Annotated in this window: 13 protein-coding genes; 10 read left to right on the top strand and 3 right to left on the bottom strand. The window is 61.9% G+C overall.

The annotated features are described in order from the left end of the window. Window positions 1-206 precede the first annotated feature (206 nt). The 4 genes from CAF90_RS08490 to CAF90_RS08475 all read left to right on the top strand — a co-directional run bounded on the left by CAF90_RS08490 (window position 207) and on the right by CAF90_RS08475 (window position 5160). Window positions 207-794, top strand: coding sequence for a YecA family protein (locus CAF90_RS08490; protein ID WP_085605689.1), 588 nt, complete (start codon window positions 207-209; stop codon window positions 792-794). A gap of 10 nt (window positions 795-804) precedes the next feature. Beyond that, window positions 805-1200 carry a YbaN family protein gene (locus tag CAF90_RS08485; RefSeq protein ID WP_064594260.1) on the top strand — a complete coding sequence of 132 codons (396 nt, stop codon included), beginning with the start codon at window positions 805-807 and terminating at the stop codon, window positions 1198-1200. A gap of 146 nt (window positions 1201-1346) precedes the next feature. Further along, window positions 1347-4364: a hypothetical protein gene (locus CAF90_RS08480; protein ID WP_085605687.1), complete on the top strand. Its 3018-nt coding sequence runs from the start codon at window positions 1347-1349 to the stop codon at window positions 4362-4364. A gap of 418 nt (window positions 4365-4782) precedes the next feature. After that, window positions 4783-5160, top strand: coding sequence for a DUF6124 family protein (locus CAF90_RS08475; RefSeq protein WP_085605685.1), 378 nt, complete (start codon window positions 4783-4785; stop codon window positions 5158-5160). Between the two features lie 222 nt (window positions 5161-5382). Here the strand turns inward: CAF90_RS08475 and CAF90_RS08470 are convergent, their stop codons facing one another. Then, window positions 5383-14043 carry a retention module-containing protein gene (locus tag CAF90_RS08470; protein WP_085605684.1) on the bottom strand — a complete coding sequence of 2887 codons (8661 nt, stop codon included), beginning with the start codon at window positions 14041-14043 and terminating at the stop codon, window positions 5383-5385. 531 nt (window positions 14044-14574) lie between these two features. On the opposite strand from CAF90_RS08470, the gene CAF90_RS08465 reads away from it, so the two are divergent. From CAF90_RS08465 to CAF90_RS08455, 3 genes are all read left to right on the top strand, one after another. Then, the gene (locus CAF90_RS08465; RefSeq protein WP_007956601.1) at window positions 14575-15933 is read left to right on the top strand and encodes a TolC family outer membrane protein; all 1359 of its coding nucleotides are present in this window, start codon (window positions 14575-14577) and stop codon (window positions 15931-15933) included. A 184-nt stretch (window positions 15934-16117) separates the two neighbouring features. Further along, a complete protein-coding gene (locus CAF90_RS08460; protein ID WP_007956599.1) occupies window positions 16118-18277 on the top strand; it encodes a type I secretion system permease/ATPase in 2160 nt (719 codons plus the stop codon). 10 nt (window positions 18278-18287) lie between these two features. After that, window positions 18288-19649 carry an HlyD family type I secretion periplasmic adaptor subunit gene (locus tag CAF90_RS08455; protein ID WP_085605682.1) on the top strand — a complete coding sequence of 454 codons (1362 nt, stop codon included), beginning with the start codon at window positions 18288-18290 and terminating at the stop codon, window positions 19647-19649. Between the two features lie 147 nt (window positions 19650-19796). On the opposite strand, the gene CAF90_RS08450 is transcribed toward CAF90_RS08455, so the two are convergent. Both CAF90_RS08450 and CAF90_RS08445 read right to left on the bottom strand, forming a co-directional pair. Continuing rightward, window positions 19797-20390 (bottom strand): tRNA-uridine aminocarboxypropyltransferase, encoded by a 594-nt coding sequence (locus CAF90_RS08450; protein ID WP_085605680.1) that lies wholly within the window; start codon window positions 20388-20390, stop codon window positions 19797-19799. Between the two features lie 4 nt (window positions 20391-20394). Further along, window positions 20395-21288: a LysR family transcriptional regulator gene (locus tag CAF90_RS08445; RefSeq protein WP_007956593.1), complete on the bottom strand. Its 894-nt coding sequence runs from the start codon at window positions 21286-21288 to the stop codon at window positions 20395-20397. A gap of 232 nt (window positions 21289-21520) precedes the next feature. Between CAF90_RS08445 and speB the strand changes: the two genes are divergently transcribed. Genes speB through CAF90_RS08430 form a run of 3 tightly spaced genes read left to right on the top strand, consistent with a single transcriptional unit; the run spans window position 21521 to window position 24472 of the window. After that, on the top strand, window positions 21521-22471 hold the full coding sequence (gene speB / locus CAF90_RS08440) for an agmatinase (protein ID WP_003222717.1): 951 nt from the start codon (window positions 21521-21523) through the stop codon (window positions 22469-22471). Between the two features lie 10 nt (window positions 22472-22481). After that, window positions 22482-22904, top strand: a complete 423-nt coding sequence (locus CAF90_RS08435; RefSeq protein ID WP_007956584.1) for a nuclear transport factor 2 family protein — start codon at window positions 22482-22484, stop codon at window positions 22902-22904. Between the two features lie 56 nt (window positions 22905-22960). Further along, window positions 22961-24472 carry a cytosine permease gene (locus CAF90_RS08430; protein ID WP_085605678.1) on the top strand — a complete coding sequence of 504 codons (1512 nt, stop codon included), beginning with the start codon at window positions 22961-22963 and terminating at the stop codon, window positions 24470-24472. Window positions 24473-24552 lie beyond the last annotated feature (80 nt).

Here is a 24552-nt window from a genome sequence, read left to right as displayed (position 1 = left end):
AACGTAAGCGCGCATTGCATCGCGCCCTACACAATCAGCCGCGACACCGGCAGGGATCGCAAAGCGCGGCAGTATACCCGAGCCCTCCCCGGCAAAGGGCACCGCCGATAAGAAGCTTGTGCGGGCAAATCTGCCGTGCGGCTGGCTTGAGGGCTCAAGAAGGCCTAGAATTCCCGCATTGTTTATTCCCCCAAGGTAGCCCTTTAATGTCCTTCGCCGAGCAACTAACCCGCCTGCAAGTCTTCCTCGACGCCGACGAGCTGCATGAAGAGGCGCTGGACTACGTGGCCGCTCACGGCTACCTGACTGCGCTGTCGATCTGCGCCGACGTGGTGCCGGATCGTGAGTGGATCGACGCCCTGTTCGCCGAAGAGCCGCATTACAGCAGCGAAGCCCAGCGTGAAGAGATCGAAGCCACGCTGATCGGCCTCAAGGCCCACATCGCCCGCCAACTGGCCTCCGATGAAGAATTCGAGCTGCCATGCGAACTGGACCTGGGCGACGACCCGGACGATTCCGAACTGCGCGGCTGGTGCATCGGCTTCATGGAAGGCGTGTTCCTGCGCGAAGCGGCCTGGTTCGAAACCGCCGAAGAAGAAGTCAGCGAGATGCTCCTGCCGATCATGGTCGGTTCGGGCCTGTTCGACGAACAGCCTGAGTTCGAAGACATCGCCAGGGACGCCAACCTGATGGACGACATGATCGTGCAGATCCCGGAAGCCCTGACCGCGCTGTACCTGCTGTGCCAAGCGCCCGACGAAAAACCGGCGATCCTCAAGCCACGTCACCACTAAGATCCGGCCTATGGACAACCCCATAGGCAACCGCCCCCTGATGTTGCGCTACATCCTGCTGGCCATCGGCTGGCTGAGCGTGGCATTGGGGGTGATCGGGATATTCCTGCCTGTTCTCCCCACCACCCCCTTCCTTCTGCTGGCAGCCGCGTGCTTTGCCCGCAGCTCTCCGCGTTTCTATCAATGGCTGGTCGAGCACCCACGGCTCGGGCCATGGATCCGCGACTACCTCGACGGCAACGGCATTCCGCTCAAGGGCAAGGTCTACGCGATCGGGCTGATGTGGGCGAGCATCCTGTTCTCGTGCTACCTGGTGCCGCTGGTGTGGGCGCGGGGGTTCATGCTGACGAGTGCGGTGTTGGTGACGGTTTATATCTTGCGGCAGAAGACGTTGCGTAAGTCCTGAGCCGCTCCGCCCGGTGACCGCTCGTCGAAAACCCTCGTCCCCCTGTCAGATCTGACAGTAGGCAGGCCGAAGCGTCAGCGCTCTAATCCTTCGTCAACGGTGCCGGCATTCAGACATTCGGGCACCCCTTGCGAAGGTGCGCGTACATGAACAGTCCTCTTACAGCGTCCGGTTCCACGCCCAACACGACCGTTGTTTTTCCACCCGACCGCAGCGGCATCGGTACACTCGCCGTCTTTGCGCCCTATCCGGTCGGATACAAACTCCTGCCGAAAGGCGTCCTGGGCGTCAACATCAACATGGTGCACAGCGACCGCGACGGCTTGCTAATCTACATCCTCGCCTATCAGTACATGGCTGTCGGCGACTGGATCAAAGTCTACCTCGCAACGAAAAACAAGCCGGTAGTGGAATTTCCGATTACCGAAGCACATTTCGAAAGCAACGGGGACGCAAAAAACATCCCCTGTCATATCCCCGCCGCTGACATGGAAAGCATTTTTGCTCCCCTGCTAGCGGAAACGAAGGATATGTGGGTCGAAGTTCGCCGTATCAGCGACAACTCTACGGAGGACTCGCCACATGCCCCGCTGTCTTACATATATCCGGCTCCGGCCGAGCCTGACACGGATGGCGGCAAGCCATTCAATCAGGGCCTGAAATTGCCTGTCGCCTCGGAAACGATCATCGATCAGACCGTAATCAACGACGGGATGTTTGTGACCGTACTGGCGTACTTCAATCAGCAAATAGGCGACACCGTAGTGCTTGCTTTCGGTTCGCTGCTCCTCGAACAAGAAGTCACCGCACTGGGCGATGTCGTGTTCGAACTGACCCCGGAAATGCTCGCCACCCTCAAGCCCACCACCATAATTATCGTGCGCTGGGGGGTCTTCGATGTGGTGGAGAACTCCAGTGGCTGGTCGGATGCACTGGAGATTGTATTCAAGCCCGGCATCGTGTTGCTGGTTGCCGCCATTTTCGAGCAGGCCGATATCGACAACGTGGTTCGCCACGATTGGCTCGCGGGCGGCCCCCTGTGGATATTGATCACCGGGGTTTTCGCGATTGGTGATGTGGTGGTGCTTCTACTTGAAGGCTTCACCGAAGGCGGTGACCCCGTCAGCCATAGCTACTCGATACCGGTGTCGGCCGCCACTCGCTCGCTGAGGCAAGATTTCGAAAACTTCCGTGTGCAAAACCTCATCAGAGGCAGTTGCCGCGCGACCTACACGCTGACCCGAGCCGGCAAGACCCAGGATTCAAAGCCAACCGATATCACTATTGCCGGTGGACTCTTCAAGTTGGGTCTGCCCACTGTCACGCCACTGGAAAATAACGACACCGTACCCGTAGATACCCTCAAGTGCAGGGTGCAGATCGCCAAATATTGGCCCCTGAAGCCGGGAGCGCTGGTTCAGGTGCTCTGGCAGGCAGTCGACGATGCCGGGATTCCGGTACTGTTCATCTTCCAACAAGTCGTCACCGACGAGACGTCGATCATCGTCTTCGAAATACTCGCGGAATATATCGGCAAGTACCCCAGCTCATCGCTGGTGGTGCAATGCGTGATCATCAATCCGAACAGAACAAGGGTCGTGTCCGAACCGTTGCAATTGAAGATCGGTGACGAAAAAGCCATCGTGCTTGATCCGCCGATGCTGGTGGGCACTCCCGCACCGATTGACCCTCTGGGCGCCGCTCGAACCATGCGGGTCGAATATCCAGCGAAGATTGCAGGCGACCGGGGACGATTGGTGCACGTGAAAGCACCCACTGGTTCCATGCCGTACGCGCTGACAGTTCTGAACTCGAAAAACCGCGCCAACTGGATTCTCGACAATATCTTTCTGGTTGCATTCAACGGCCAGACCGTTCCGTTTCGCTGGATTCTGAATCGCAACAACCAGAAGATCGCTTCATCGAAAGGTGTAGACATTGAGATCATGCCTATCGCCCCGCAGGACGCCCGGCTGCCGCTGGTGAGGATCAGCGGAGTGGAAGGGGGGGTCGTGGACACTCAAAAACTTACGCCGGCAAACCGGTTGGTGGCACATCCCTGGATCGGTCAACGTAAGGGACAAGCACGGCATCTGCAGCTGCGAGGTACGGACAAAAGCGGAAAAGAAACGGTTTTCGACGTTCTCAAGGGTGAACTGACCGGAGACGAATCAGGCCTGGACGAAGACCTGCCGATCCCTTGGCTTAAAACGCTGAAAGATCTATCTACGGTGTATATGGCTCTGTGGGTGAACGTAGACGGTACTACTGACCAGGCCTCGGCCTTGAAATTTCCGGAAAACTCCAAGGTAGTCGATACGCCGGATGAGAAACATCCGGCCATCAACTATGTAAGAGACCCTCAGGGGCGTGAGGTGACCCAGAACTCCGAAACCATTGCGGCCACCCTCACTGTTCACGTCCACGGCACAGCGCTCGAAAAGATCACCATCTCGCTGAACGGCGCGCCGCAAACAACGGTCACGACCGACGCCGCCGGCAACGCTTCCGCCAACATCAACGCAGGAAACGTCAACGCCTATAACAATGTCAGCGCCAAGGCAGTGTACGGTCAGGGCCTGACGTCTCCGACCCGGAGCTGGATCCGTCGTCAGCCGCTGTACACCGATACAACACGCAAGATTATGGACACCGTTGTATGCGAGACCGGATGGGCGAAGCAGGTTGCCACATGGCCGGGAAACACGCTCCAGATTGTGACTTCGGGTGGTGTCGGCCCGATCACGTTCATCTCCAACAATCCCGCCGTGATTTCTATTGATTACAACACCGGGGTGATGACCGCACATCGCAACGGCGCTGTGTGGATCACTGCTCAGGACCGGTTCTCCGCCTTTTCGATCTATGTGGACTCGATCAACAAGTACAGACTGGTGATAAGCGGGGGCACAAACCACGCTGGTGCCATGAACTGGATGTATTCCATAGGCGGTAGTCCGATTAATTCCGCATGGGCGGGAATGACGACCGTATATGGTCCCACCACTAACTGGCCACTCACGTCAGCGTATGTGTACTGGATGTGCGAAAGTGCAGGGTGCCCCGCGGGTCATGCGCAAACCTATGTTCACCGTGCTAACGGCATCCTCTGCACCCGGGTGGAATATTTTCCCTATCAGGCTTGGTGCAAGGTGCCGCACTAACCAGCAGAACAGAAACCCGCGCTCCCGTATAACCGGGGGCGCGGGTTTTGTCTTTTAAGTGCCCGGGAAATCCTTGTTGAAGAGTGTTGAAAGTTATGTCCGCAAAGCCACGCAACCTTGCGCCTTTGCCTACGCATCCGCCAGAATCCGCCGGCTTGTGCGCCTTGGGGGCGGGTTCTATTGTTTGGCGGTCGCTGAAAAACAGCGATCGGGTTTAGCAGCCCGGATCTACTCTAGACGCACAATGCCGTTCGTTCGTGATCAGGCTCACGCCTGTCCGTTCACGTTATGACGGCTTTGCGTGGGGCACTTCGGTGCGCCGGGTTCTAGAGTCCTGGTCTGCTAACCCGCGTACGGCCGTCACCTCTTTTGTTTAGCAGCGAAGTGTGGCGCCTCCACTACTCTAGAGACTTTACCCATGATCAAACCCACGCCAAACCCGCCGGAAGCCGATTCGACCTCGCCCTACGAAACCCTCGATTCAAAGAAATTCCACGAAGCCGCCGAGCGTGCGCTCGACCATTACCTCAATCCCCTCCTCCCCCGAAAACCGCTGCTCAAACCCAACACCCGCTACCTCATCGCTCCCGGCATCGACAGCGAAGAGCTGCTGGCCGACGCCTGCGAAACCCTGACCTCGGCCAAGACCATGGCCAATGACTTCGCCGGGCTGGTAGATGGCTCGCACCGGCATGTGTTGTTGGGGATTGCGCAACTGATCATGTTGGGGGAGCTGGCGGTGAATCGGGTGCTGGATAATCTGGAAGTGAAGGCTGAGGCGCCCGCTGTAGCCTGAGCAAAGAAAAACCCGCCGCCTGATCGTTCCCACGCTCTGCGTGGGAATGCAGCCCGGGACGCTCCGCGTCCCAAAGAGCGGACGCAGAGCGTCCATTGAGGCATTCCCACGCGGAGCGTGGGAACGATCAAGTGTTTCGAGGTGGGGGCGATCGACGCGCAAAAACAAAACCCGCCGTCCCGTTTGATCGGGGCGGCGGGTTTTGTCGTTTCAGCGTTCAGATCAGACCGTATCCACCTTCAACGAATGATCATTGAGCATGCCGTTGATGATGGTCGCCGTGTCATGCCCGCTGGCAATCAACCCACCCGCCCCCGGTGTTACACCGTAGTGGCTGGCCAGGTTGACGCCGGCCAGGTCGATGGTCTGGTTCGGCGTGGCGCCGGCCATGGCGCTGACGTCGATGCTGGTCATGACCGAGGCGCCGCTGCCGGTGACGGTGAAGTGCAGGTAGTCATCCAGTGACGCCGAGGTGCCGTTTTCACCTTGCAGCAGTTGCGACAGGTCGAGCTTGTCGGTGCCGGGGGTGAAGTCGGTGACGAGGTCATGACCGCTGTTGCCCTTGAGCCACTGGAAGGTGTCTGCACCCGGCCCGCCGGTCAGGGTGTTGTTGCCCATCCCGCCGATCAGCAGGTCATCGCCCCCGCCGCCGTTGAGGATGTCGTTGCCCAGGCCGCCGTTGATCACGTTGTTATTGTTGTCGCCGGTGAGGGTGTCGTTGAAGTTCGAACCGACGAGGTTTTCGATGCCGGTCAGGGTATCGGTGCCGGCGCCAATGGTGTTTTGCGCACCGAGCAGGCCGAGGTTGACCGTCACCCCGGCGGTCGCGTGGGCGTAGCTCGCGGTGTCGATGCCAGTGCCACCGTCGAGCAGGTCGTTGCCCGGGCCGCTGTAGAGCAAGTCGTTGCCGGCGCCGCCGTGCAGTTCGTTGTTGCCGGAGCCTGCGGTGAGCACGTCGTTGCCGTCGCCGGCGTTGATGATGTTGTCGCCGGTGCCGGCCACCAGTACGTCATCGCCCGAGGTGCCAGCGAGGGTGTGGCCGTCCTGATAGCTGATGGTCACGTTCGCCGTGTCGCTGCCGCCGTGGTTGTCGTTGGCGGTGTAGGTGCCGTGGTAGTCCGGGGTGATGTCGTGGGCCCCGGCGTAGTTGAGGGTCATGGTCAGCTGGTAGTTCTCCGCCGCGTTGGCGTTGCTGCCCGTGGTGTTGGTGATGTTGGTGATGTGGATCTGGTAGACGCCGTCGGACGTCGCGGTCAGGGTCTGGCCGTCGGCGAGTGCGATGTAGGCGCCACCGTTGATCGAGTACTCCATGGTGATATGACCGGCCGCCAGGTTGTGGTCCAGGTTGAGGGTTTCGCCTTGGCGCAGGTTGACGGTGATGCGGTCTTCATCGTTGGCGTTGGTGTTGGTCACCGCGCCGAGGTAGCCGCTGACCACCAGCACGGCGGTCATGGTCGCGGCGTTGGCGCTGAACGAATTACGCACGTTGGCCAGGTTCTGGTTGGCGGCGGTGTTGGCGTTGGTGCCAGTGAAGCTGATCGCGCCGGTGCCGGTGAAGTCCGCCGACCTGGAGATCCAGCCGGTGTTGAACGAGGTTGGCGTGGCGTTAAGCGTATCGCCGTTCGGGTCGGTGTCGTTGGCCAGCAACAGCTCACCCGGCACCACGATGTTGCCCGACAGCACGTTGGTGATGATGTGGTCATCCACCGCCACCGGAGGCGCGTTGGGGATCACTTTCACGGTCAGCGTCGAGCTGGCGAGGTCGCCGTCGTTGTCGCTGAGGGTGAAGCCGATGTTCTCGGTGATCACCACGGCGGTGGTTTTCTGCGAGGTGTAGCTGTAGTCACCGGTGTCGAGGTTGACCACCAGGGTGCCGCTGTTGTTGGTGGCGATGCTCAGGGTGTTGTTCACCGTGTTGAACGTGCCGTGGTTGGCGCCGCCGCTGGCGACCAGTGAGCCCTGACCGCCGTTGGCTTTCGGGTCATAGGTGTAGGTGGTGCCGTCGACTACGATGGATTTGATGAAGCCGCCATCGGCGCCGAACGTGCCGCCCTCGCCCAGCAGCGAACCGGTAACCGGCGCGCCCTGCACAGTGCCGGACAACACCGAGTTGAGCTGGTTGAGGTCGGTGACCACCACCGCGTTGGTGTTGGTGTGCGTGATGCCGTCGTACGCCAGCGGATCGAGGTTGGCGTTGCTCACGCCGCTGCCCAGGCCGATCGCGTAGTTCTTGATGTTGTTGGCATCGAGGAACGCCTTGAGCGTCGCTTCGTCGGCGGTGCCGATGTCACCCTCGTTGGGTTTGCCGTCGGAGAAGAAGTAGCCGACGTTCTGCGCCCCGGTGAGTTTGCCCGAGGTGTTGAACGCGTTGTACATGGTCGCCACGGCCGCATCGTAGTTGGTGCCGCCGCCCGCGCTGAGGCCGGCCAGTATCGTCTTGGCCGTGGCGACATCGACCCACACCGAAGTGCGGTCGGTGGCGTTGCTGCTGAAGGTGACGAGCTGCACTTTCACATCACCCAGATCGTCGTACTTGTCGAGCAAGGCGCTGATCGCCTGCTTGGCCAGCTCCAGCCGCGACAGGCCCGGTACGCCGGAGGCGTCGGCCATGCTGCCGGAGATGTCGAGGACGATGAGGATGTTGGAGTCGATCTCCACCGCCGCCACCGAACGATCCGACGCCACCGCTTTTGGCACGTCGTCGACGATGTTGACCACGATGGTGCTGGTGGTGCTGTTGCCCAGCGCATCGGTGGCTTTGTAGGTGAAGCTTTCGCTCAGGGTGTTCGGCCCGTCGTTGGCGTTCGGCGTGGTTTTCGGCGCCGAGGTCAGGGTGTAGGTGTAGGTGCCGTCGGCGTTGAGCTGGATCTGCCCGTAAGTCCCGGTGGCGCTGCCGACCAGGGTGTAGGTGATCGCCCCGCTGCCGCCGCTGACCGAACCGACCAGCGTGCCGCTCGCGGTTTCGCCGGTGTTGCCCGGGTCGCTTCCGGTGACCGTGCCGGGGGCCAGATCTTGCCCATCCTTGGTCAGGTCGAGGGCTTTCTCGTAGACGGTGACGTCCTGATCGGTCGAGGCCACGAGTTTGCTGTCGGCGACGTTGACGGTGATGGTGGTGGTGCTTTCGTCGCCGTCACTGTCACGGATGGTGTAGGTGAAGGTGTCGGTGGCGCCCGGCGGGCTCACCGAGTTCGGGTTGCTGTGATAGACCGCGTTGCCGGCCGCATCGAGGGTCAGGTAACCGTAGTTGCCGTTGATGTTGCTGTTGAGGCCGCCGATGGCCGAAGTCGCGGTATTGCCGCCGGCGCGCACGCCGACCACGACCGCCGCGCCATCCGCGCCGCTGATGTCATTGCCCAGCACGCTGATGTTGACCGTGCCACCCTCCGCCACCGAGCCGGTGTCGGCCTTGGCAGTCGGCAGGTCGTCGATGATGTTGACGTTGATCTGCCCGGTCGCCGTGCTGCCATCGGTGTCCGTCGCCACCACGTTGAAGTTCTCGGTGATGCTGTTGGCACCGTTGGCGTTCGGGTGGGTTTCGTTATCGACCAGGGTGTAGCTGTAACTCACCACGCCGGTGGTCGGGTTGTAACCGGTGATGGTCAGCGTGCTGCCCAGCGGGGTGACGGTCGATTGCGGGAAGCCGGCGGCCACGCCGTTGGTCATCACGGCGATGCCGCCCACGGTCAGGGTTTGCAGACCGTCGAGCGCGGTGACGGTGAAGGTGCCGCTCTGGGTCAGCGCCGGGATGTTGGGGCTGGTGCCGTCGCTGAGGTTTTTCTCGTAGACGGTGAGTTCGCCGCCATTCACGTCGAGGCCGTTGAGGACCACCGGATCGTCGTTGTTGTGGATGTTCAGCACCAGGTTGGCGGTGCTGGTGTCGCCGTCGGCATCGGTCAGGGTGTAGGTGAAGGTCTCGGTGCCATTGCCACCGCCGTGCAGATTCTTGAAGTCTGCATCGTTGGTGTTCAGCGTATAGGTGTACGTGCCGTTGGCGTTCAGCACCAGGGTGCCGTAAGTGCCGGTGAAGGTGCCGGGGGTGATCGGGCCGGCATTCGGGCCGGTCGCCACCACGTCGGCGCCTTGCACGTCGTTGGTCAGCACGTTGCCGTTGAGGATCAACTGGGTTTCCGATGCGGTGCTGGCGTTGCTGTCGTTGATCGCCTTCGGCACGTCATCGACGATGTTGACCACGATGGTGCTGGTAACGACGTTGCCCAGCGAATCGGTGGCCTGGTAGGTGAAGGTTTCGGTCAGGGTGTTGGCGCCGTCATCGGCGTGCGGGGTGGTGCTGGCCGGTGAGGTCAGGGTGTAGGTGTACGTGCCGTTGGCGTTCAGCACGATTTGCCCGTAGTTGCCAGTGGCGCTGCCGACCAGCGCATAGCTGATCGCACCGACCGCGCCGGTGACCGAGCCGACCAGCGTGCCGGACGCGGTTTCCCCGGTGCTGGTCGGATCGCTGCCGGTGACCGTGCCGGCGGCCAGATCTTGCCCGTCCTTGGTCAGGTCGAGGGCTTTTTCGTACACGGTGACGTCGGTATCGCTGACCGCGCACAGTTTGCTGTTGTAGACGTCGATGGTGATGGTGGTGGTGCTTTCATCGCCGTCGGAATCGCGCACGGTGTACACGAACACGTCCACCGCACCCGGGCCGCTCACGGCATTCGGGTTGCTGTGATAGACCGCGTTGCCGTTGGCGTCGAGGGTCAGGTAGCCGTAGGTGCCGTTGATGTTGCTGTTGAGGCCGCCGATGGCCGAGGTCGAGGTGTCGGAACCGGCGCGCACGCCCACTACCGCGCCACTGGCAGCCGGGCCGTCGGCGCCGCCGATGTCGTTGTCCAGCACGTTGCCACTGACGGTGCCGCCCTCCTGCACCGACGTCGCGTCGGGTTTGGCGGTCGGCAGGTCGTCGATGATGTTGACGTTGATCTGCCCGGTGGCGGTACTGCCATCGGTATCGGTCGCCACCACGTTGAAGTTCTCGGTGATGCTGTTGGCGCCGTTGGCAGTCGGATGGGTTTCGTTATCCACCAGGGTGTAGCTGTAGCTGACAACGCCGGTGGCCGGGTCGTATCCGGTGATGGTCAGCGTACTGCCCAGCGGCGTGACCGCCGATTGCGGGAAGCCGGCCGCGACGCCGTTGGTGATCACGGCGATGCCACCCACGGTCAGGGTTTGCAGACCGTCGAGCGCGGTGACGGTGAAGGTGCCGCTCTGGGTCAGTGCCGGGGTGTTGGGACTGGTGCCGTCGCTGAGGTTTTTCTCGTAGACGGTGAGTTCGCCACCGTTGACGTCGAGGCCGTTGAGGTACACCTGGTCGTCGTTGTTGTGGATGTTCAGCACGAGGTTGGCGGTGCTGGTATCGCCGTCGGCATCAGTGATGGTGTAGGTGAAAGTTTCAGTGCCGTTGCCGCCGCCGTGCAGGTTTTTGAAGTCCGCATCGTTGGTGTTGAGGGTGTAGGTGTAAGTGCCGTTGGCGTTCAGCACCAGAGTCCCGTAAGTCCCGGTGAAAGTGCCCGCCGTGATCGGGCCAGCATTCGGGCCGGTCGGTACGCGGTCGGCGCCTTGCACGTCGTTGGTCAGGACGTTGCCGCTCAGTGTGAGATTGGTTTCCGAAGCAGTACCGGCGTTGCTGTCGTCCACGCCTTTTGGCAGGTCGTCGACGATGTTCACGTCCAGCGTGGCATTGGCGGTGGTGCCGTTGTCATCGACCACGGTCACGGCGAATTGCTCGTTCAGTACGTTGGCACCGTTGGCAGTCGGGTGAGCTTCGTTGTCGACCAGGGTGTAGCTGTAGCTGACGACGCCGGTGGCGGCATTGAAACCGGTGATGGTCAGCGTGCTGCCCAACGGAGTGACGGTGGATTGCGGGAAGCCTGCTGCCACGCCATTGGTGACTACAGCGATGCCGCCGATGGTCAGGGTGGTGACACCGTCGAGTGCAGTGATGGTGAAGGTGCCGCTTTGGGTCAGCGCTGGGGCATCGGGGCTGCTGCCGTCACCGAGGTTTTTTTCGTAAACGGTGAGCTCGCCGCCGTTCACGTCGAGGCCATTGATGATCACCGGATCGTCGTTGTTGTGGATCTGCAGCACGAGGTTCGCGGTACTGGTGTCGCCGTCGGCATCGGTGATGGTGTAGGTGAAGGTTTCAGTGCCGTTGCCGCCGCCGTGCAGCGCTTTGAAATCGGCGTCGCTGGTGTTGAGGGTGTAGGTGTAAGTGCCGTTGGCGTTCAGCACCAATGTCCCGTAAGTCCCGGTGAAAGTGCCGGCGGTGATCGGGCCAGCGTTTTCGCCGACAGGTACGCGGTCGGCGCCTTGCACGTCGTTGGTCAGGACGTTGCCGCTCAATGTGAGGTTGGTTTCCGAAGCGGTGCCGGCGTTGCTGTCGTCCACGCCTTTTGGCAGGTCGTCGACGATGTTCACGTCCAGCGTCGCGTTGGCGGTGGTGCCGTTGTCGTCGACCACGGTTACGGCGAACTGCTCATTCAGCACGTTGGCGCCGTTGGCGGTTGGATGGGCTTCGTTGTCGACCAGGGTGTAGCTGTAGCTGACGACGCCGGTCGCCGCGTTGAAGCCGGTAATCGTCAGCGTGCTGCCCAGTGGTGTGACGGTGGATTGCGGGAAGCCTGCGGCAACACCATTGGTGACCACGGCAATGCCGCCGATGGTCAGGGTGGTGACACCATCGAGAGCTGTGATGGTGAAGGTGCCGCTTTGGGTCAGCGCTGGAGCGTCAGGGCTGCTGCCGTCGCCGAGGTTTTTTTCGTAGACGGTGAGTTCGCCGCCATTCACGTCGAGGCCGTTGATGATCACCGGGTCGTCGTTGTTGTGGATCTGCAGGACGAGGTTCGCGGTGCTGGTATCGCCGTCGGCATCAGTGATGGTGTAGGTGAAAGTTTCAGTGCCGTTGCCGCCGCCGTGCAGGTTTTTGAAGTCCGCATCGTTGGTGTTGAGGGTGTAGGTGTATGTGCCGTTGGCGTTCAGCACCAATGTCCCGTAAGTCCCGGTGAAAGTGCCGGCGGTGATCGGGCCAGCGTTTTCGCCGACAGGTACGCGGTCGGCGCCTTGCACGTCGTTGGTCAGGACGTTGCCGCTCAATGTGAGGTTGGTTTCCGAAGCGGTGCCGGCGTTGCTGTCGTCCACGCCTTTTGGCAGGTCGTCGACGATGTTCACATCCAGGGTGGCATTGGCGGTGGTGCCGTTGTCATCGACCACGGTGACGGCGAACTGCTCGTTGAGCACGTTGGCGCCGTTGGCGGTTGAATGCGCTTCGTTGTCGACCAGGGTGTAGCTGTAGCTGACGACGCCGGTTGCAGCGTTGAAACCAGTGATGGTCAGCGTGCTGCCCAGTGGCGTGGTCACCGATTGCGGGAAGCCTGCGGCTACGCCATTGGTGACCACGGCGATGCCGCCGATGGTCAGCGTGGTGACGCCGTCCAGCGCGGTGATGGTGAAGGTGCCGCTTTGGGTCAGGGCTCCCGAATCCGGGGCGCTGCCGTCGCCGAGGTTTTTCTCGTAGACGGTGAGTTCACCGCCCTCGACGTTCAACCCGTTGATGACCACCGGGTCGTCGTTGTTGTGGATCTGCAAAACGAGGTTCGCGGTGCTGGTGTCGCCGTCGGCATCGCGCAGGGTGTAGGTGAAGGTCTCGGTGCCGCTGCCACCACCGTGCAAGGCTTTGAAGTCGGCATCGCTGGTGTTCAGGGTGTAGGTGTAAGTGCCGTTGGCATTCAGCACCAGGGTGCCGTAAGTGCCGGTGAAGGTGCCGCCGACCACCGGGCCACTGTTGGGGCCGACGGGGATCCGGTCGGCGCCCTGGGTGTCGTTCGGCAGCACGTTGCCGGTCAGGGTCAGCAGGGTTTCCGAGGCGGTGTTCGGATTGGTGTCATCGACAGCCTTGGGCACGTCGTCGGTGATGTTGACGTCCAGCGTGCCGGTGGCGGTGTCGCCATTGCTGTCGCCGGCGATCACGGTGAATTGTTCGCTGAGGTTATTGGCACCGTCGCCCGCCGCGTGGGTTTCGTTGCCGTTGAGGGTGTAGCTGTAGCTGACCGTGCCGGTGGCCGGGTTATAGCCAGTGATGGTCAGGGTGTTGCCCAGTTGCGTGGTGATCGATTGCGGGAAACCGATCGGCACGCCGCCGACAATCACGTTAATGCCGCCGATGCTCAGGCTGCTCAGGCCGTCCGGCGCCGACACCGTGAAGCTGCCGGTCTGGGTCAGCGCGCCAGGGTTGGCGGCGGAACCGTCGGGCAGATTGGCTTCGTTGAGGGTCAGTTCGCCGCCAGGTACGGACAGGCCGCCGAGGGTCACCGGGTTATTGACCGGTGGTGGTGGCGGAACAATCGGGGCGGCCTGGCCGTCACCGTTGTCGATTACAGCGTTATGCCGTTCTTCGGGAAACTCGGGGATGCCGTTGAAACCGGCTGTCGGGAAACCGATGACCGGATCGACCCGGCCCGCCACTTCGGTCAGCAACACAAAACTGTGGCCGCCGCCCAGGCCACCTGGCGCGCCACCGGTTGCTCCGGGGCCGGCCGCTGTCGCTTCGGCGGTTTTGGTCGGGTCATCGCCGGCGGCAATGGCTTTCTGGATCTGTTCGACGTCGGTCAGTTGCGACTCGCTCGGGGTCACCGCTTCCGGGGCATTGACGTGGGCGGCCTGATCGGCGAGCAACTGGCCGGTCATGGTCAGGCTGCTGTCCCGACCGAGGGTCAGTTCCTGGCCATTTTGCAGATGGACGGCAACCGCCCCCTCCGCCCCGGTGATCAATTGATCCCCTGCAAACAGCCGATCGCCTTCGACCAATGGGCGGCGACTGCCGTCTGCCGATTGAGCGAAAACCTGACCAATGACTTTAGTGACGATCCCGATGAGCGTTGCCATGTGCATTCCTCCGCTGCCGACCACCGTCGGCGCTGGTTCGCGAAGCAGCCCATGGCTCAAGCGGGTTGTCGGGGCGACGCTCGCACCTCGACAGTTCGTTTCGCAGGTTGCGCAAATCCAGAAACTCCAGCGCCATCAAGCACTTGGAATCTCTGTTCGATGCAGCAGGCCCACTAACGCTACGTAACGCTGGTGAATCACCCGAGTGACAAAAAACTGTCGCTCATCAGCCGCTACGCGTCCCTCCCCTTTAGCAGTACTTCGCCGTATGTCGCAAAGTGAGTGGAACTTTCCTCAAGCCTTTCTGTGCTCCCTAAAGCGCATAAAACAAAGGCTTTCGAGTGGAACAATGTGCTGGATTTGGCGAACCGCATAAGTTTTTTTTGGCATAACCCATATGAAAATTTTTTCTTAGCTACGCTTCAGGATGTTCTTAGCTCTGTTGTTACAGGCATGAAACGCTTTCTACTAAAAATATCGTCAATAAATTGGCGACAGCGGAACACCATCAGGACTCAGGGAGATGCACCCATGCGCGTACTAACCCCCCTCTGCAGCGCGGTTTTGCTGGCCATGGCTTGCACTTCCCAAGCCCAGGCCATGAACCTCACCGAAGCGATCCAGAGCACCATCGCCACCCACCCGGAACTTGCCTCGCGCGTGGACGCGCGCCTGTCAGCTGATGAACAGGTGAAAGTCGCCAAGGGCGGCTTCTATCCGTCGGTGGATCTGAACGCTGCTTACGGGCGCGGCTACAGCGACAACACCAACACCCGGGCCTTCGGTAATCACCACACCGAAATCCTCAATTACACCCAGTCCGAGTTGCGTCTGCGGCAGATGCTGTTCGACGGTTTCAACACTGCCAATGAAGTCGAGCGCACCAAGGGCGTTTCCAACTCGCGCGCCTACTACGCGCAAGGCACCGCCCAGGACCTGGCCCTGCGCACCATCGAGGTCTACCTCGAAGTGCTCAAGCGCCGTGAACTGGTGACCCTGGCCAGGAACAACCTGCAGGCGCACTTGCGCGTCAACGACCAGATCGGCCTGCGCACCGAGCGCGGCGTGGGCAGCACCGCCGACTCCGATCAATCGGTCGCCCGTAAGGCGCTGGCACAGAACAACCTCGACACCGCCGAAGTCGATCTGGCCGACGCCGAGTCGAACTTCTACAGCGTGGTCGGGCGTATGCCGGATGAACTGGAAACCCCCGCCTCGACCCGCGGCGAATTGCCCGCCACCCTGCCCGAAGCCCAGCAGAGCATGGTCGAGAACAACCCGTACCTGAAATCCGCCCAGGCTGACGTGCAGTCGGCCGAGAGCCAGTACGAAGTCGCCAAGTCGCCGTTCTATCCACGCTTCGATGCGGAGGCGGCAGTCGGCGCCAACAACAACGTGCAGGGCGACGAGGGCCACGACAACGAATGGCGGGTCGGCGTGGTGATGAACTACAACCTGTTCCGTGGCGGCAGCGACAAGGCGCGACTGGCCTCCGACGCGCACCAGATCAACCAGGCGATGGACATCCGCAACAACGCCCTGCGCCAGCTCAACGAGAACATTCACCTGGCCTGGAACGCCATGGTCAACGCCAAGAAACAGACCCCGACCGCCCGCGAATACGCCGAAACCACCAAGCGTGTGCGCGCCGCGTATCAGGATCAGTTCGGCCTCGGCCAGCGCACCCTGCTCGACCTGCTCGACAGTGAAAACGAGCTGTACAACGCCAACCGTCGCTACACCGAAATCCGCTACACCGAGGAATATTCGATGTATCGCGTGCTGGCGAACATGGGCCAGTTGTTGAACAAGCAGCGGGTCGTGCTGCCGGCCGATGCGATTGCCGCGACCGAGGTGAAGAACGAAGCACGTCTGCCCGAGCTGAAATAAGCCCCGGCAGGCGCTGCCGAAGGCCGCAATCTGATCGTTCCCACGCTCCGCGTGGGAACGCCTCTAGGGACGCTCCGCGTCCAGTGACGCGGAGCGTCACGGGCTGCATTCCCACGCAGAGCGTGGGAACGATCAACACAGGGTTGATGTGGATAGCCGAGCCAGCTCAACGGGAGCGATCAATATGACCAGCATGCAACCCGGTAACACCGGGATCGATCCGCGGCTGAGCTTCGATGACCCGTTACTCGACGGTCTGTTGATCCTCTGCAAACTGCATGGCGCGACGGTCAGTCGCGCCAGCCTGAGCGCCGGGCTGCCCCTGGACAAACAACGCCTGAGCCTGGACCTGCTGCCCCGCGCCGCAGCCCGGGCCGGGTTGCAGGCGCGCTTGCTGCGCCGGGAACTCAAAGACATTTCACCGCTGAACCTGCCGGTGCTGTTGCTGTTGGGCAACGGGCGCACGGCGGTGCTGCGGCGGTTTGCCGAAGACGGCAAGGCGCTGATCCTGCCCAGTGAAGCCGACGGCGGCGAGCAATGGGTCAGCCGTGAAGAGCTCACCGAACACTACAGCGGCCAGGCCCTGTTCGCCCGGCCACGGCATGAACTGGAAGACCTGCGCTCGCCGCTGGTGCCACGGGTGCAGGCGTGGTTTCGCGACACCCTGAAGCTGTCGAAATGGCTGTACAGCGACGCGATCCTCGCCAGTTTCCTGATCAACCTGCTGGGCCTGATGGTGCCGCTGTTCGTCATGCAGACCTACGACCGCGTGGTGCCGAATCAGGCCACCTCAACGTTGTGGGTGCTATCGATCGGATTGCTGATCGGCACTGGTTTCGAACTGGTGCTGCGAGTGGTGCGCGCGCACTTGCTGGACACCGCCGGCAAGAAAACCGATGTGATCCTTTCCGCGACTTTATTCGAGCGCATCACCGGCATGTCGATGAAGGCCCGGCCGGCGACCATCGGCGGATTCGCCCAGAGCATTCACGATTTTCAGGGCCTGCGGGAATTCCTCACCGCCGTGACCCTGACCAGCCTGATCGACCTGCCTTTCGTGGTGTTGATGCTGGTGGTGATCGGCCTGCTCGGTGGCTGGCTGGTGGTGATTCCGCTGCTGGCGTTTCCAATCACGATCGTGTTCGCGATGATCATTCAGGCCCGTCTGCGCGACACCGTGCAAAAAAGCCTGAGCCTCGGTGCCGAGCGTCAGGCGTTGCTGATCGAAACCCTCGGTGGCCTGGAAACCCTCAAGGCGTGCAGCGCCGAAAGCGAGCGCCAGCACAAATGGGAAAGCACCCATGGCGCCCTCACCCGCCTCGACAGCCACGCGCGTAATCTCTCGGCGCTGGCCACCAACGGCACACTGTTCATCCAGCAGTTTTCGGGGATGGCGACGATTGTGGCCGGGGTTTACAGCATCATCGCCGGCAACCTCAGCGTCGGCGCGCTGGTCGCCAGTTACATGCTCGGCAGTCGCGTGCTCGCGCCGCTGGGCCAGATTGCCGGGCTGATCACCCGCTACCAGCAAGCGCAACTGACCATGAAAAGCACCGACGCGCTGATGTCCCTGCCTCAGGAGCGCGACGGTAAACAACGGCCACTGGAACGCACGCAACTGCAAGGCGCGCTGGATGCCAACGCCGTGACTTTCCATTACAACGGCCAGAATGCGCCGGCCCTGAGCAACGTCAGTTTCAGCGTCAAACCCGGCGAGCGGATCGGTATCATCGGCCGCAGCGGTTCCGGCAAAAGCACCCTGGCGCGACTGGTGATGGGCTTCTACGAACCGGAAGAAGGCCAGTTGCTGCTCGACGGCCTAGACCTGCGGCAACTGGATGTCGCCGACCTGCGCCAGCAGATCGGTTACGTCGCCCACGACCTGCCGCTGCTGGCCGGCAGCCTGCGTGACAACCTGACCCTCGGCGCCCGCTACATCAGCGATTCGCGGATGCTTGAAGTGGCCGAACTGACCGGCGTCACCGAGCTTGCCCGGCAGCACCCGCAAGGCTTCGACCGTCCGGTGGGCGAACGCGGGCAATTGCTCTCCGGTGGTCAACGGCAGGCGGTGTTGCTGGCGCGAGCGCTGTTGCTCGACCCGCCGATCATGCTGCTCGACGAACCCACCAGCGCCATGGACAACAGCAGCGAAGACGTCCTGCGTCAGAAGCTGCACGGCTGGGTGCAGGGCAAAACCTTGCTGCTGGTCACCCACCGCACCTCGATGCTGAGCCTGGTGGACCGGTTGCTGGTGCTGGACAACGGCCGGATCGTCGCCGACGGTCCGAAAGAAGCGGTCATCGATGCACTGCGCAAGGGCCGGGTCGGCTCGGCAGCGGTCTAGGAGTTGCCCCATGTCTGCTTCCTCCTCTTCAAAACCGCGCGGCTACTTCGACAGTTTCGGTAAAAGCGCCGAAGCCGAATTCATGCCGGAAACCGCCGGCGCCTCGTTGCAGGATTCGCCGCGCTGGTCGCGCATCACTGTGTGGCTGGCGGCGGCGCTGCTGATCAGTGCGCTGGTCTGGGCCAAGTTCGCCGTGCTTCAGGAAGTGACCATGGGCGAAGGCAAGGCGATTCCGTCGAGCAAGGTTCAGGTGATCCAGAACCTCGAAGGCGGGATCGTCACCGAGATCTTCGTGCGTGAAGGGCAGATGGTCAGCAAGGGCGATACCTTGCTGCGTCTGGATGACACGCGGTTTCTGTCGAACAAGGGTGAGAGCGAGGCCGATCGTTATGCCCTGACCGCGCAGGTCGAACGCCTGTCCGCCGAAGCCGAAGGCCGGCCGTTCAAGCTCTCGGACGAGGTGATCGCCAAGGCCCCGCAAGTGGCCGAGGACGAGCGCTCGCTGTACGAGCAACGGCAACGCCGGCTGGCCAGCGAGCAACGCACCCTCAGCGAACAACTGCGGCAAAAGGCGCAGGAGCTGGCGGAGTTTCGTTCGAAACAGGGGCAATACAGTTCGAGCCTGGCGCTGCTGCAACAGGAAATGAACATGTCGGAACCGCTGGTAAAAACCGGTGCGGTTTCGCCCGTGGAGATCCTCCGCCTGCGTCGTAGCGCAGTGGAAATTCGTGGCTCGTTGAATGCCACGACCCTCGCCATTCCCCGGGCCGAATCGGCGATCAACGAGATCAAGAGCAAGATCGACGAATCGGAACAGACCTTCCGCTCCGAGGCGGCCAAGGAGCTCAACGAGAAACGCACCGACCTGTCGAAAATCACCGCGTCGAGCATCGCCATCGACGACCGCGTGAGCCGCACCACCGTGACTTCGCCGGTGCGCGGGGTGATCAAGCAGATGAAGGTCAACACCATCGGCGGCGTGGTGCAGCCGGGCAGCGACATGGTGGAAATCGTGCCGCTGGAAGACAACCTGCTGATCGAGGCCAAGGTGCGGCCGCAGGACGTTGCGTTCCTGCATCCGGGCCAGAAAGCCATGGTCAAGTTCAGCGCCTACGACTACACGATCTACGGCGGGCTGAGCGCCAAGCTTGAGCTGATCGGCGCCGACACCATCACCGACGACAAGGGCAACAGCTTCTACCTGATCCAGGTGCGTACCGACAAAAACCACTTGGGCGGGGATGTGAAACCGCTGCTGATCATTCCGGGGATGGTGGCGACGGTGGACATCATCACCGGGGAGAAAAGCGTGCTGGATTACCTGCTCAAACCGGTGCTGAAGGCCCGGACCGAGGCGATGCGCGAGCGCTAGCCTCATCTGATCGTTCCCACGCTCCGCGTGGGAATGCCGCCCGGGACGCTCCGCGTCCCTTCGCGACGGTGACGCAGAGCGTCACTGTATGCATTCCCACGCAGAGCGTGGGAACGATCAGGCTGAGTCTGGTCAGGCTGAGTCCGATCAGCCTCCGTGATTCTTCTGGAAAGTCTCCTCCCCCATCGCCGCAATCTGCCCTTCGATCAACGCCTCGAACGGCTTGAGCAACGGATCAAAAGACGTCGGCGCTTCCAGCGTCTGCAATGCCTGAACAATCGCCTCAATCGTCGACAACGCCCCCGGCCCCGGTGCCTTGCGCAGCCGATACCGGGAAACCCCACCCTCGGCCAAAGTCACCCGTGGCAACGCCGCCAGCAGCGGATTGAGGTGCAGCATCTTGCGCGCCTTGCGCCACGTGCCATCCGGCACCACCAGCAACAGCGGCTCATCCGACGCGGTGTAAGCCTGCATCGGCTGCGCATCCTCCGCCGGAAACAGCAAACGCGCCCGATACCCCGGTCGGTTCAGCAGCGCGGGCAGATCCTCGAACACTTCACCGACGATCAGCTCGGCATTGTTCAAACCGAGCGCCGCCAGCCGTGCCGTGTTGAGCGCATGATTGACCTCGCTCGGGTGCTGCAACAGCAACACCCGGGTGCGGCTGTCGAGGCTGGGGATCAGCGGGCACAGGCAATGGGTTTGTGGGCGCAGGCAGCGCGGGCATTGGGGTCTGGACATTGTCTTATGCCTGATTGAGCTGCGCTTTGAGCAGGTCGCGGAAAGTCTGGATCAGCGGCTCGCGGCTGCGGCCACGGCGCATGATCATGGAAAACGGCGCCTGATAACCGAAGGTCGCCGGCAGCAGCACCCGCAAATCGCCCTTGTCGGCCCAGGCCTGGGCGTAGTGCTCCGGCAGGTAACCGATGTAGGCGCCGGACAGCACCAGAATCAGCTGCGCCTCCATACTTTCCACGGTTGCGGCGCTGTGCTTGAAACCGTGACGCGCCAGTTCGGCCTGGCTCCAGTAACCGCGTCCGACCATGCGTTGCTGGGTGATGACCTGCTCGGGAATCCGCCGTTCGTTGAACAACGGGTGACGGCTGCTGCAATACAGCCAGTGCTGCTCGCGGTACAGCGGCATGTACACCAGACCGCTCATGCGCGTGGAGAATGCGCCGATGGCCAGATCGAGGCGGTTGTCCTGCACGCCGAGTTGCAATTCGTAAGGGCTCATCACCGACAGATGCAAATGCACCGCCGGGTGTTCCTGGCTGTAGGCGCCGATGGCTTCGGCGAACGGCAGGGCCTTGTCGCTGACTGTGGAGTCGATTACCCCGAGATTGAGCGTGCCGCGCAGTTCGCCCTTGAGCGCGGCGGCGTATTGCTCGAAACCCTCGAGTTCGGCCAGCAGGCGCAGGGTTTCCTGATGGAACAGCTCGCCCTTGCTGGTCAGGCTGAAACCGCCGCGCCCGCGATGGCACAGCACCAGACCCAGCGCGGCTTCGAGCTGGCTCATATAAGTGCTGATCGCCGAGGTCGACAGGTTGAGTTCCTGCTGCGCGTTGGCAAACCCCTGATGGCGCACGACGCTGACGAAGATGCGCAAAAGTTTCAGGTCGGGTAAAGCGTTGGCCATGTCTACTCCAAGGATCGTTCCCCATAGATCGTTCCCACGCTCTGCGTGGGAACGATCAGCGAGAAGTCTATCCATCTCCCTCTCATTAGTTTAGAAATTTCTGAACTAAGTATTTGCCCGTAGCGATTCTTCCGCCGCACTACATTTCTCAGAATCGGCCCACAGCGGTGCCCGTGACCTTGCGAATACGGTGCGCCGACATAAATAAAACAAAGACGATGAGGCCCTACCCGTGGACAAGATTCTTCACCAACCACTGGGCGGCAACGAAATGCCGCGCTTCGGCGGCATCGCCACCATGCTCCGACTCCCCCATGTTCCGACCGCTGCCGGCCTGGACGCTGCCTTTGTTGGCGTGCCACTGGACATCGGTACTTCGCTGCGCCCCGGCACCCGCTTCGGGCCGCGCGACATCCGCACCGAATCGGTGATGATCCGCCCGTACAACATGGCCACCGGCGCTGCGCCGTTCGACTCGCTGTCGGTTGCCGACATCGGTGACGTGGCGATCAACACCTTCAACCTGCTCGACGCCGTGCGCATCATCGAAGAGGCCTACGACAACATCCTCGAGCACAACGTGATCCCGATGACCCTGGGTGGCGACCACACCATCACCCTGCCGATCCTGCGTGCCATCCACAAAAAGCACGGCAAGGTCGGTCTGGTGCACATCGACGCCCACGCTGACGTCAACGATCACATGTTCGGCGAGAAGATCGCCCACGGTACGACCTTCCGTCGCGCCGTCGAAGAAGGTCTTCTGGACTGTGACCGCGTGGTGCAGATTGGTCTGCGTGCGCAGGGCTACACCGCTGACGACTTCAACTGGAGCCGCGATCAGGGCTTCCGCGTGGTGCAGGCCGAAGAGTGCTGGCACAAGTCGCTGGCACCGCTGATGGCCGAAGTGCGCGAGAAAGTCGGTGGCGGCCCGGTGTACCTGAGCTTCGACATCGACGGCATCGACCCGGCCTGGGCGCCTGGCACCGGCACCCCGGAAATCGGTGGTCTGACGACCATTCAGGCGATTGAAATCGTTCGCGGCTGCCAGGGCCTCGACCTGATCGGCTGCGATCTGGTAGAAGTCTCGCCCGCTTATGACACCACCGGCAACACCTCGCTGCTGGCCGCCAACCTGCTGTACGAAATGCTCTGCGTACTGCCAGGCGTGGTCCACCGCTGAGGGTCGGGTCATGAACGAACGTGATCAGGTTCTGAAAGCGGCCGCCGATCTGGTGTCCGCCTTCGCCCGCAACGATCGCGAAGCCTACTTCGGCGCGTTCAGCGCCGATGCGAGCTTCGTGTTCTACACCCTCGAACAGCCCCTGCTGTCGCGCGATGCCTATCAGGCGTTGTGGGACAGCTGGCGCGCCGAGGATGGCTTCGAGGTGCTGTCCTGCACCTCGAGCAACGCCTTCGTCAGCCTGCAGGGTGACGTGGCGATTTTCATCCATGACGTGGCCACCGAGCTGCGCATGCAAGGGGAGCAACACTTCAGCCAGGAGCGCGAGACGATTGTTTTCAGAAAACAAGCGTCGAGCCTAGAACAACAAGGCCATTGGCTGGCCTGCCACGAACATTTGTCCGCAATGCCGGAAGGGCTGCCATCCCCTTAGCCAAACAGGTGACGCCTCACACACGATGAGGCGCGCCTTTATGATCGGAGCAGATCATGAATAACAACAACAACGACCAAAGCCTTACGCAGATTGAAACCCACGGGGTCGAACAGATCCCGGACAACGAACGCACCGCCGGTCCCGTGGACTTGTTCCGCATGATCTTTGGCGGCGCGAATACCTTTGCCACCGCCGTGCTCGGCAGTTTCCCGGTGCTGTTCGGCCTGTCCTTTCAGGCGGGCGTGTGGGCGATTGTCTCGGGCGTGCTACTCGGCTCGCTGATCCTCGCACCGATGGGCCTGTTCGGTCCGCTCAACGGCACCAACAATGCCGTGTCGTCCGGTGCGCATTTCGGCGTGCACGGGCGGATCGTCGGTTCGTTCCTGTCGCTGCTGACCGCCATCGCCTTCTTCTCGCTCTCGGTGTGGAGTTCGGGAGATGCGTTGATCGGTGGTGCGAAACGCCTGATCGGCCTGCCGGAAACCGACCTGACCCTGGGCCTGGCCTACGGTCTGTTCGCGATTCTGGTGCTGACCGTGTGCATCTACGGCTTCCGCTTCCTGTTGTGGGTGAACAAGGTTGCGGTGTGGAGTGCGAGCCTGCTGTTCCTGCTGGGCATCTTCGCTTTCGCCGGTCCTTTCGATTCGCACTACGCCGGCACCGTCAGCCTCGGCCAGCCGGGCTTCTGGGCCGCGTTCATCGGCGCCGCACTGGTGGCCATGAGCAACCCGATTTCCTTCGGCGCGTTCCTCGGCGACTGGGCCCGCTATATCCCGCGTGAAACTTCGCGCAAGCGGATCATGGCGGCGGTGGTGCTCTCGCAAGTCGCCACCTTCATCCCGTTCCTGTTCGGCCTGACCACCGCGACCATCGTCGCGATCCAGGCGCCGGACTACATCGCGGCCAATAACTACGTCGGCGGTCTGCTGGCGGTATCGCCGAGCTGGTTCTTCCTGCCGGTGTGCCTGATTGCGGTGATCGGCGGCATGTCCACCGGCACCACCTCGCTGTATGGCACCGGGCTGGACATGTCGAGCGTGTTCCCTCGCCTGCTGTCGCGAGTGAAGGCGACGCTGCTGATCGGCGTGCTGTCGATTGCCTTCATCTTCATCGGGCGCTTCGCGGCGAACCTGGTACAGAGCGTGTCGACCTTCGCCGTGCTGATCATCACCTGCACCACCCCGTGGATGGTGATCATGATCATCGGCCTGGTGGTGCGTCGCGGCTTCTACTGCCCGGACGACCTGCAAGTGTTCACGCGCGGCGAACAAGGCGGACGCTACTGGTTCAGCCACGGCTGGAACTGGCGCGGTCTGGGTGCATGGATCCCGAGCGCGGCGGTCGGCCTGTGCTTCGTCAACCTGCCGGGGCAGTTCGTTGGTCCACTCGGTGAACTGGCCGGCGGCATCGACATCAGCCTGCTGGTGACCCTCGGTCTGGCCTCGGTGATGTACCTGATGTTGCTGAGCCTGTTCCCGGAACCGGCGCTGGTCTACGGCCCGAAGGATCCCCGCAGCAAAGGCGCGCATGCGCCGGCTGAAGCGGTGCTGCGTCAGGCTGCCTGATTAACCCTGTGGGAGCGAGCTTGCTCGCGAAAGCGATCTGTCAGTCACATCACTTTTGAATGTGCCGACGCCTTCGTCGG

It is taken from the genome of Pseudomonas sp. B37(2017) (assembly GCF_002112885.1).
GTDB classification, from domain to species: Bacteria; Pseudomonadota; Gammaproteobacteria; order Pseudomonadales; family Pseudomonadaceae; genus Aquipseudomonas; species Aquipseudomonas paraglycinae.
Note: the sequence above shows the minus strand (reverse complement) of the source record. Positions and strands in the feature narration are given on the sequence as shown.

Excerpts from the sequence above, each read along its gene's own strand:
- CAF90_RS08450 (WP_085605680.1), bottom strand. The coding sequence starts at position 20,390 with ATGTCCAGACCCCAATGCCCGCGCTGCCTGCGCCCACAAACCCATTGC.
- CAF90_RS08435 (WP_007956584.1), top strand. The coding sequence starts at position 22,482 with ATGAACGAACGTGATCAGGTTCTGAAAGCGGCCGCCGATCTGGTGTCC.
- CAF90_RS08445 (WP_007956593.1), bottom strand. The coding sequence starts at position 21,288 with ATGGCCAACGCTTTACCCGACCTGAAACTTTTGCGCATCTTCGTCAGC.
- CAF90_RS08470 (WP_085605684.1), bottom strand. The coding sequence starts at position 14,043 with ATGGCAACGCTCATCGGGATCGTCACTAAAGTCATTGGTCAGGTTTTC.
- CAF90_RS08460 (WP_007956599.1), top strand. The coding sequence starts at position 16,118 with ATGACCAGCATGCAACCCGGTAACACCGGGATCGATCCGCGGCTGAGC.
- CAF90_RS08475 (WP_085605685.1), top strand. The coding sequence starts at position 4,783 with ATGATCAAACCCACGCCAAACCCGCCGGAAGCCGATTCGACCTCGCCC.
- CAF90_RS08490 (WP_085605689.1), top strand. The coding sequence starts at position 207 with ATGTCCTTCGCCGAGCAACTAACCCGCCTGCAAGTCTTCCTCGACGCC.
- CAF90_RS08485 (WP_064594260.1), top strand. The coding sequence starts at position 805 with ATGGACAACCCCATAGGCAACCGCCCCCTGATGTTGCGCTACATCCTG.
- CAF90_RS08480 (WP_085605687.1), top strand. The coding sequence starts at position 1,347 with ATGAACAGTCCTCTTACAGCGTCCGGTTCCACGCCCAACACGACCGTT.
- CAF90_RS08430 (WP_085605678.1), top strand. The coding sequence starts at position 22,961 with ATGAATAACAACAACAACGACCAAAGCCTTACGCAGATTGAAACCCAC.
- CAF90_RS08465 (WP_007956601.1), top strand. The coding sequence starts at position 14,575 with ATGCGCGTACTAACCCCCCTCTGCAGCGCGGTTTTGCTGGCCATGGCT.
- CAF90_RS08455 (WP_085605682.1), top strand. The coding sequence starts at position 18,288 with ATGTCTGCTTCCTCCTCTTCAAAACCGCGCGGCTACTTCGACAGTTTC.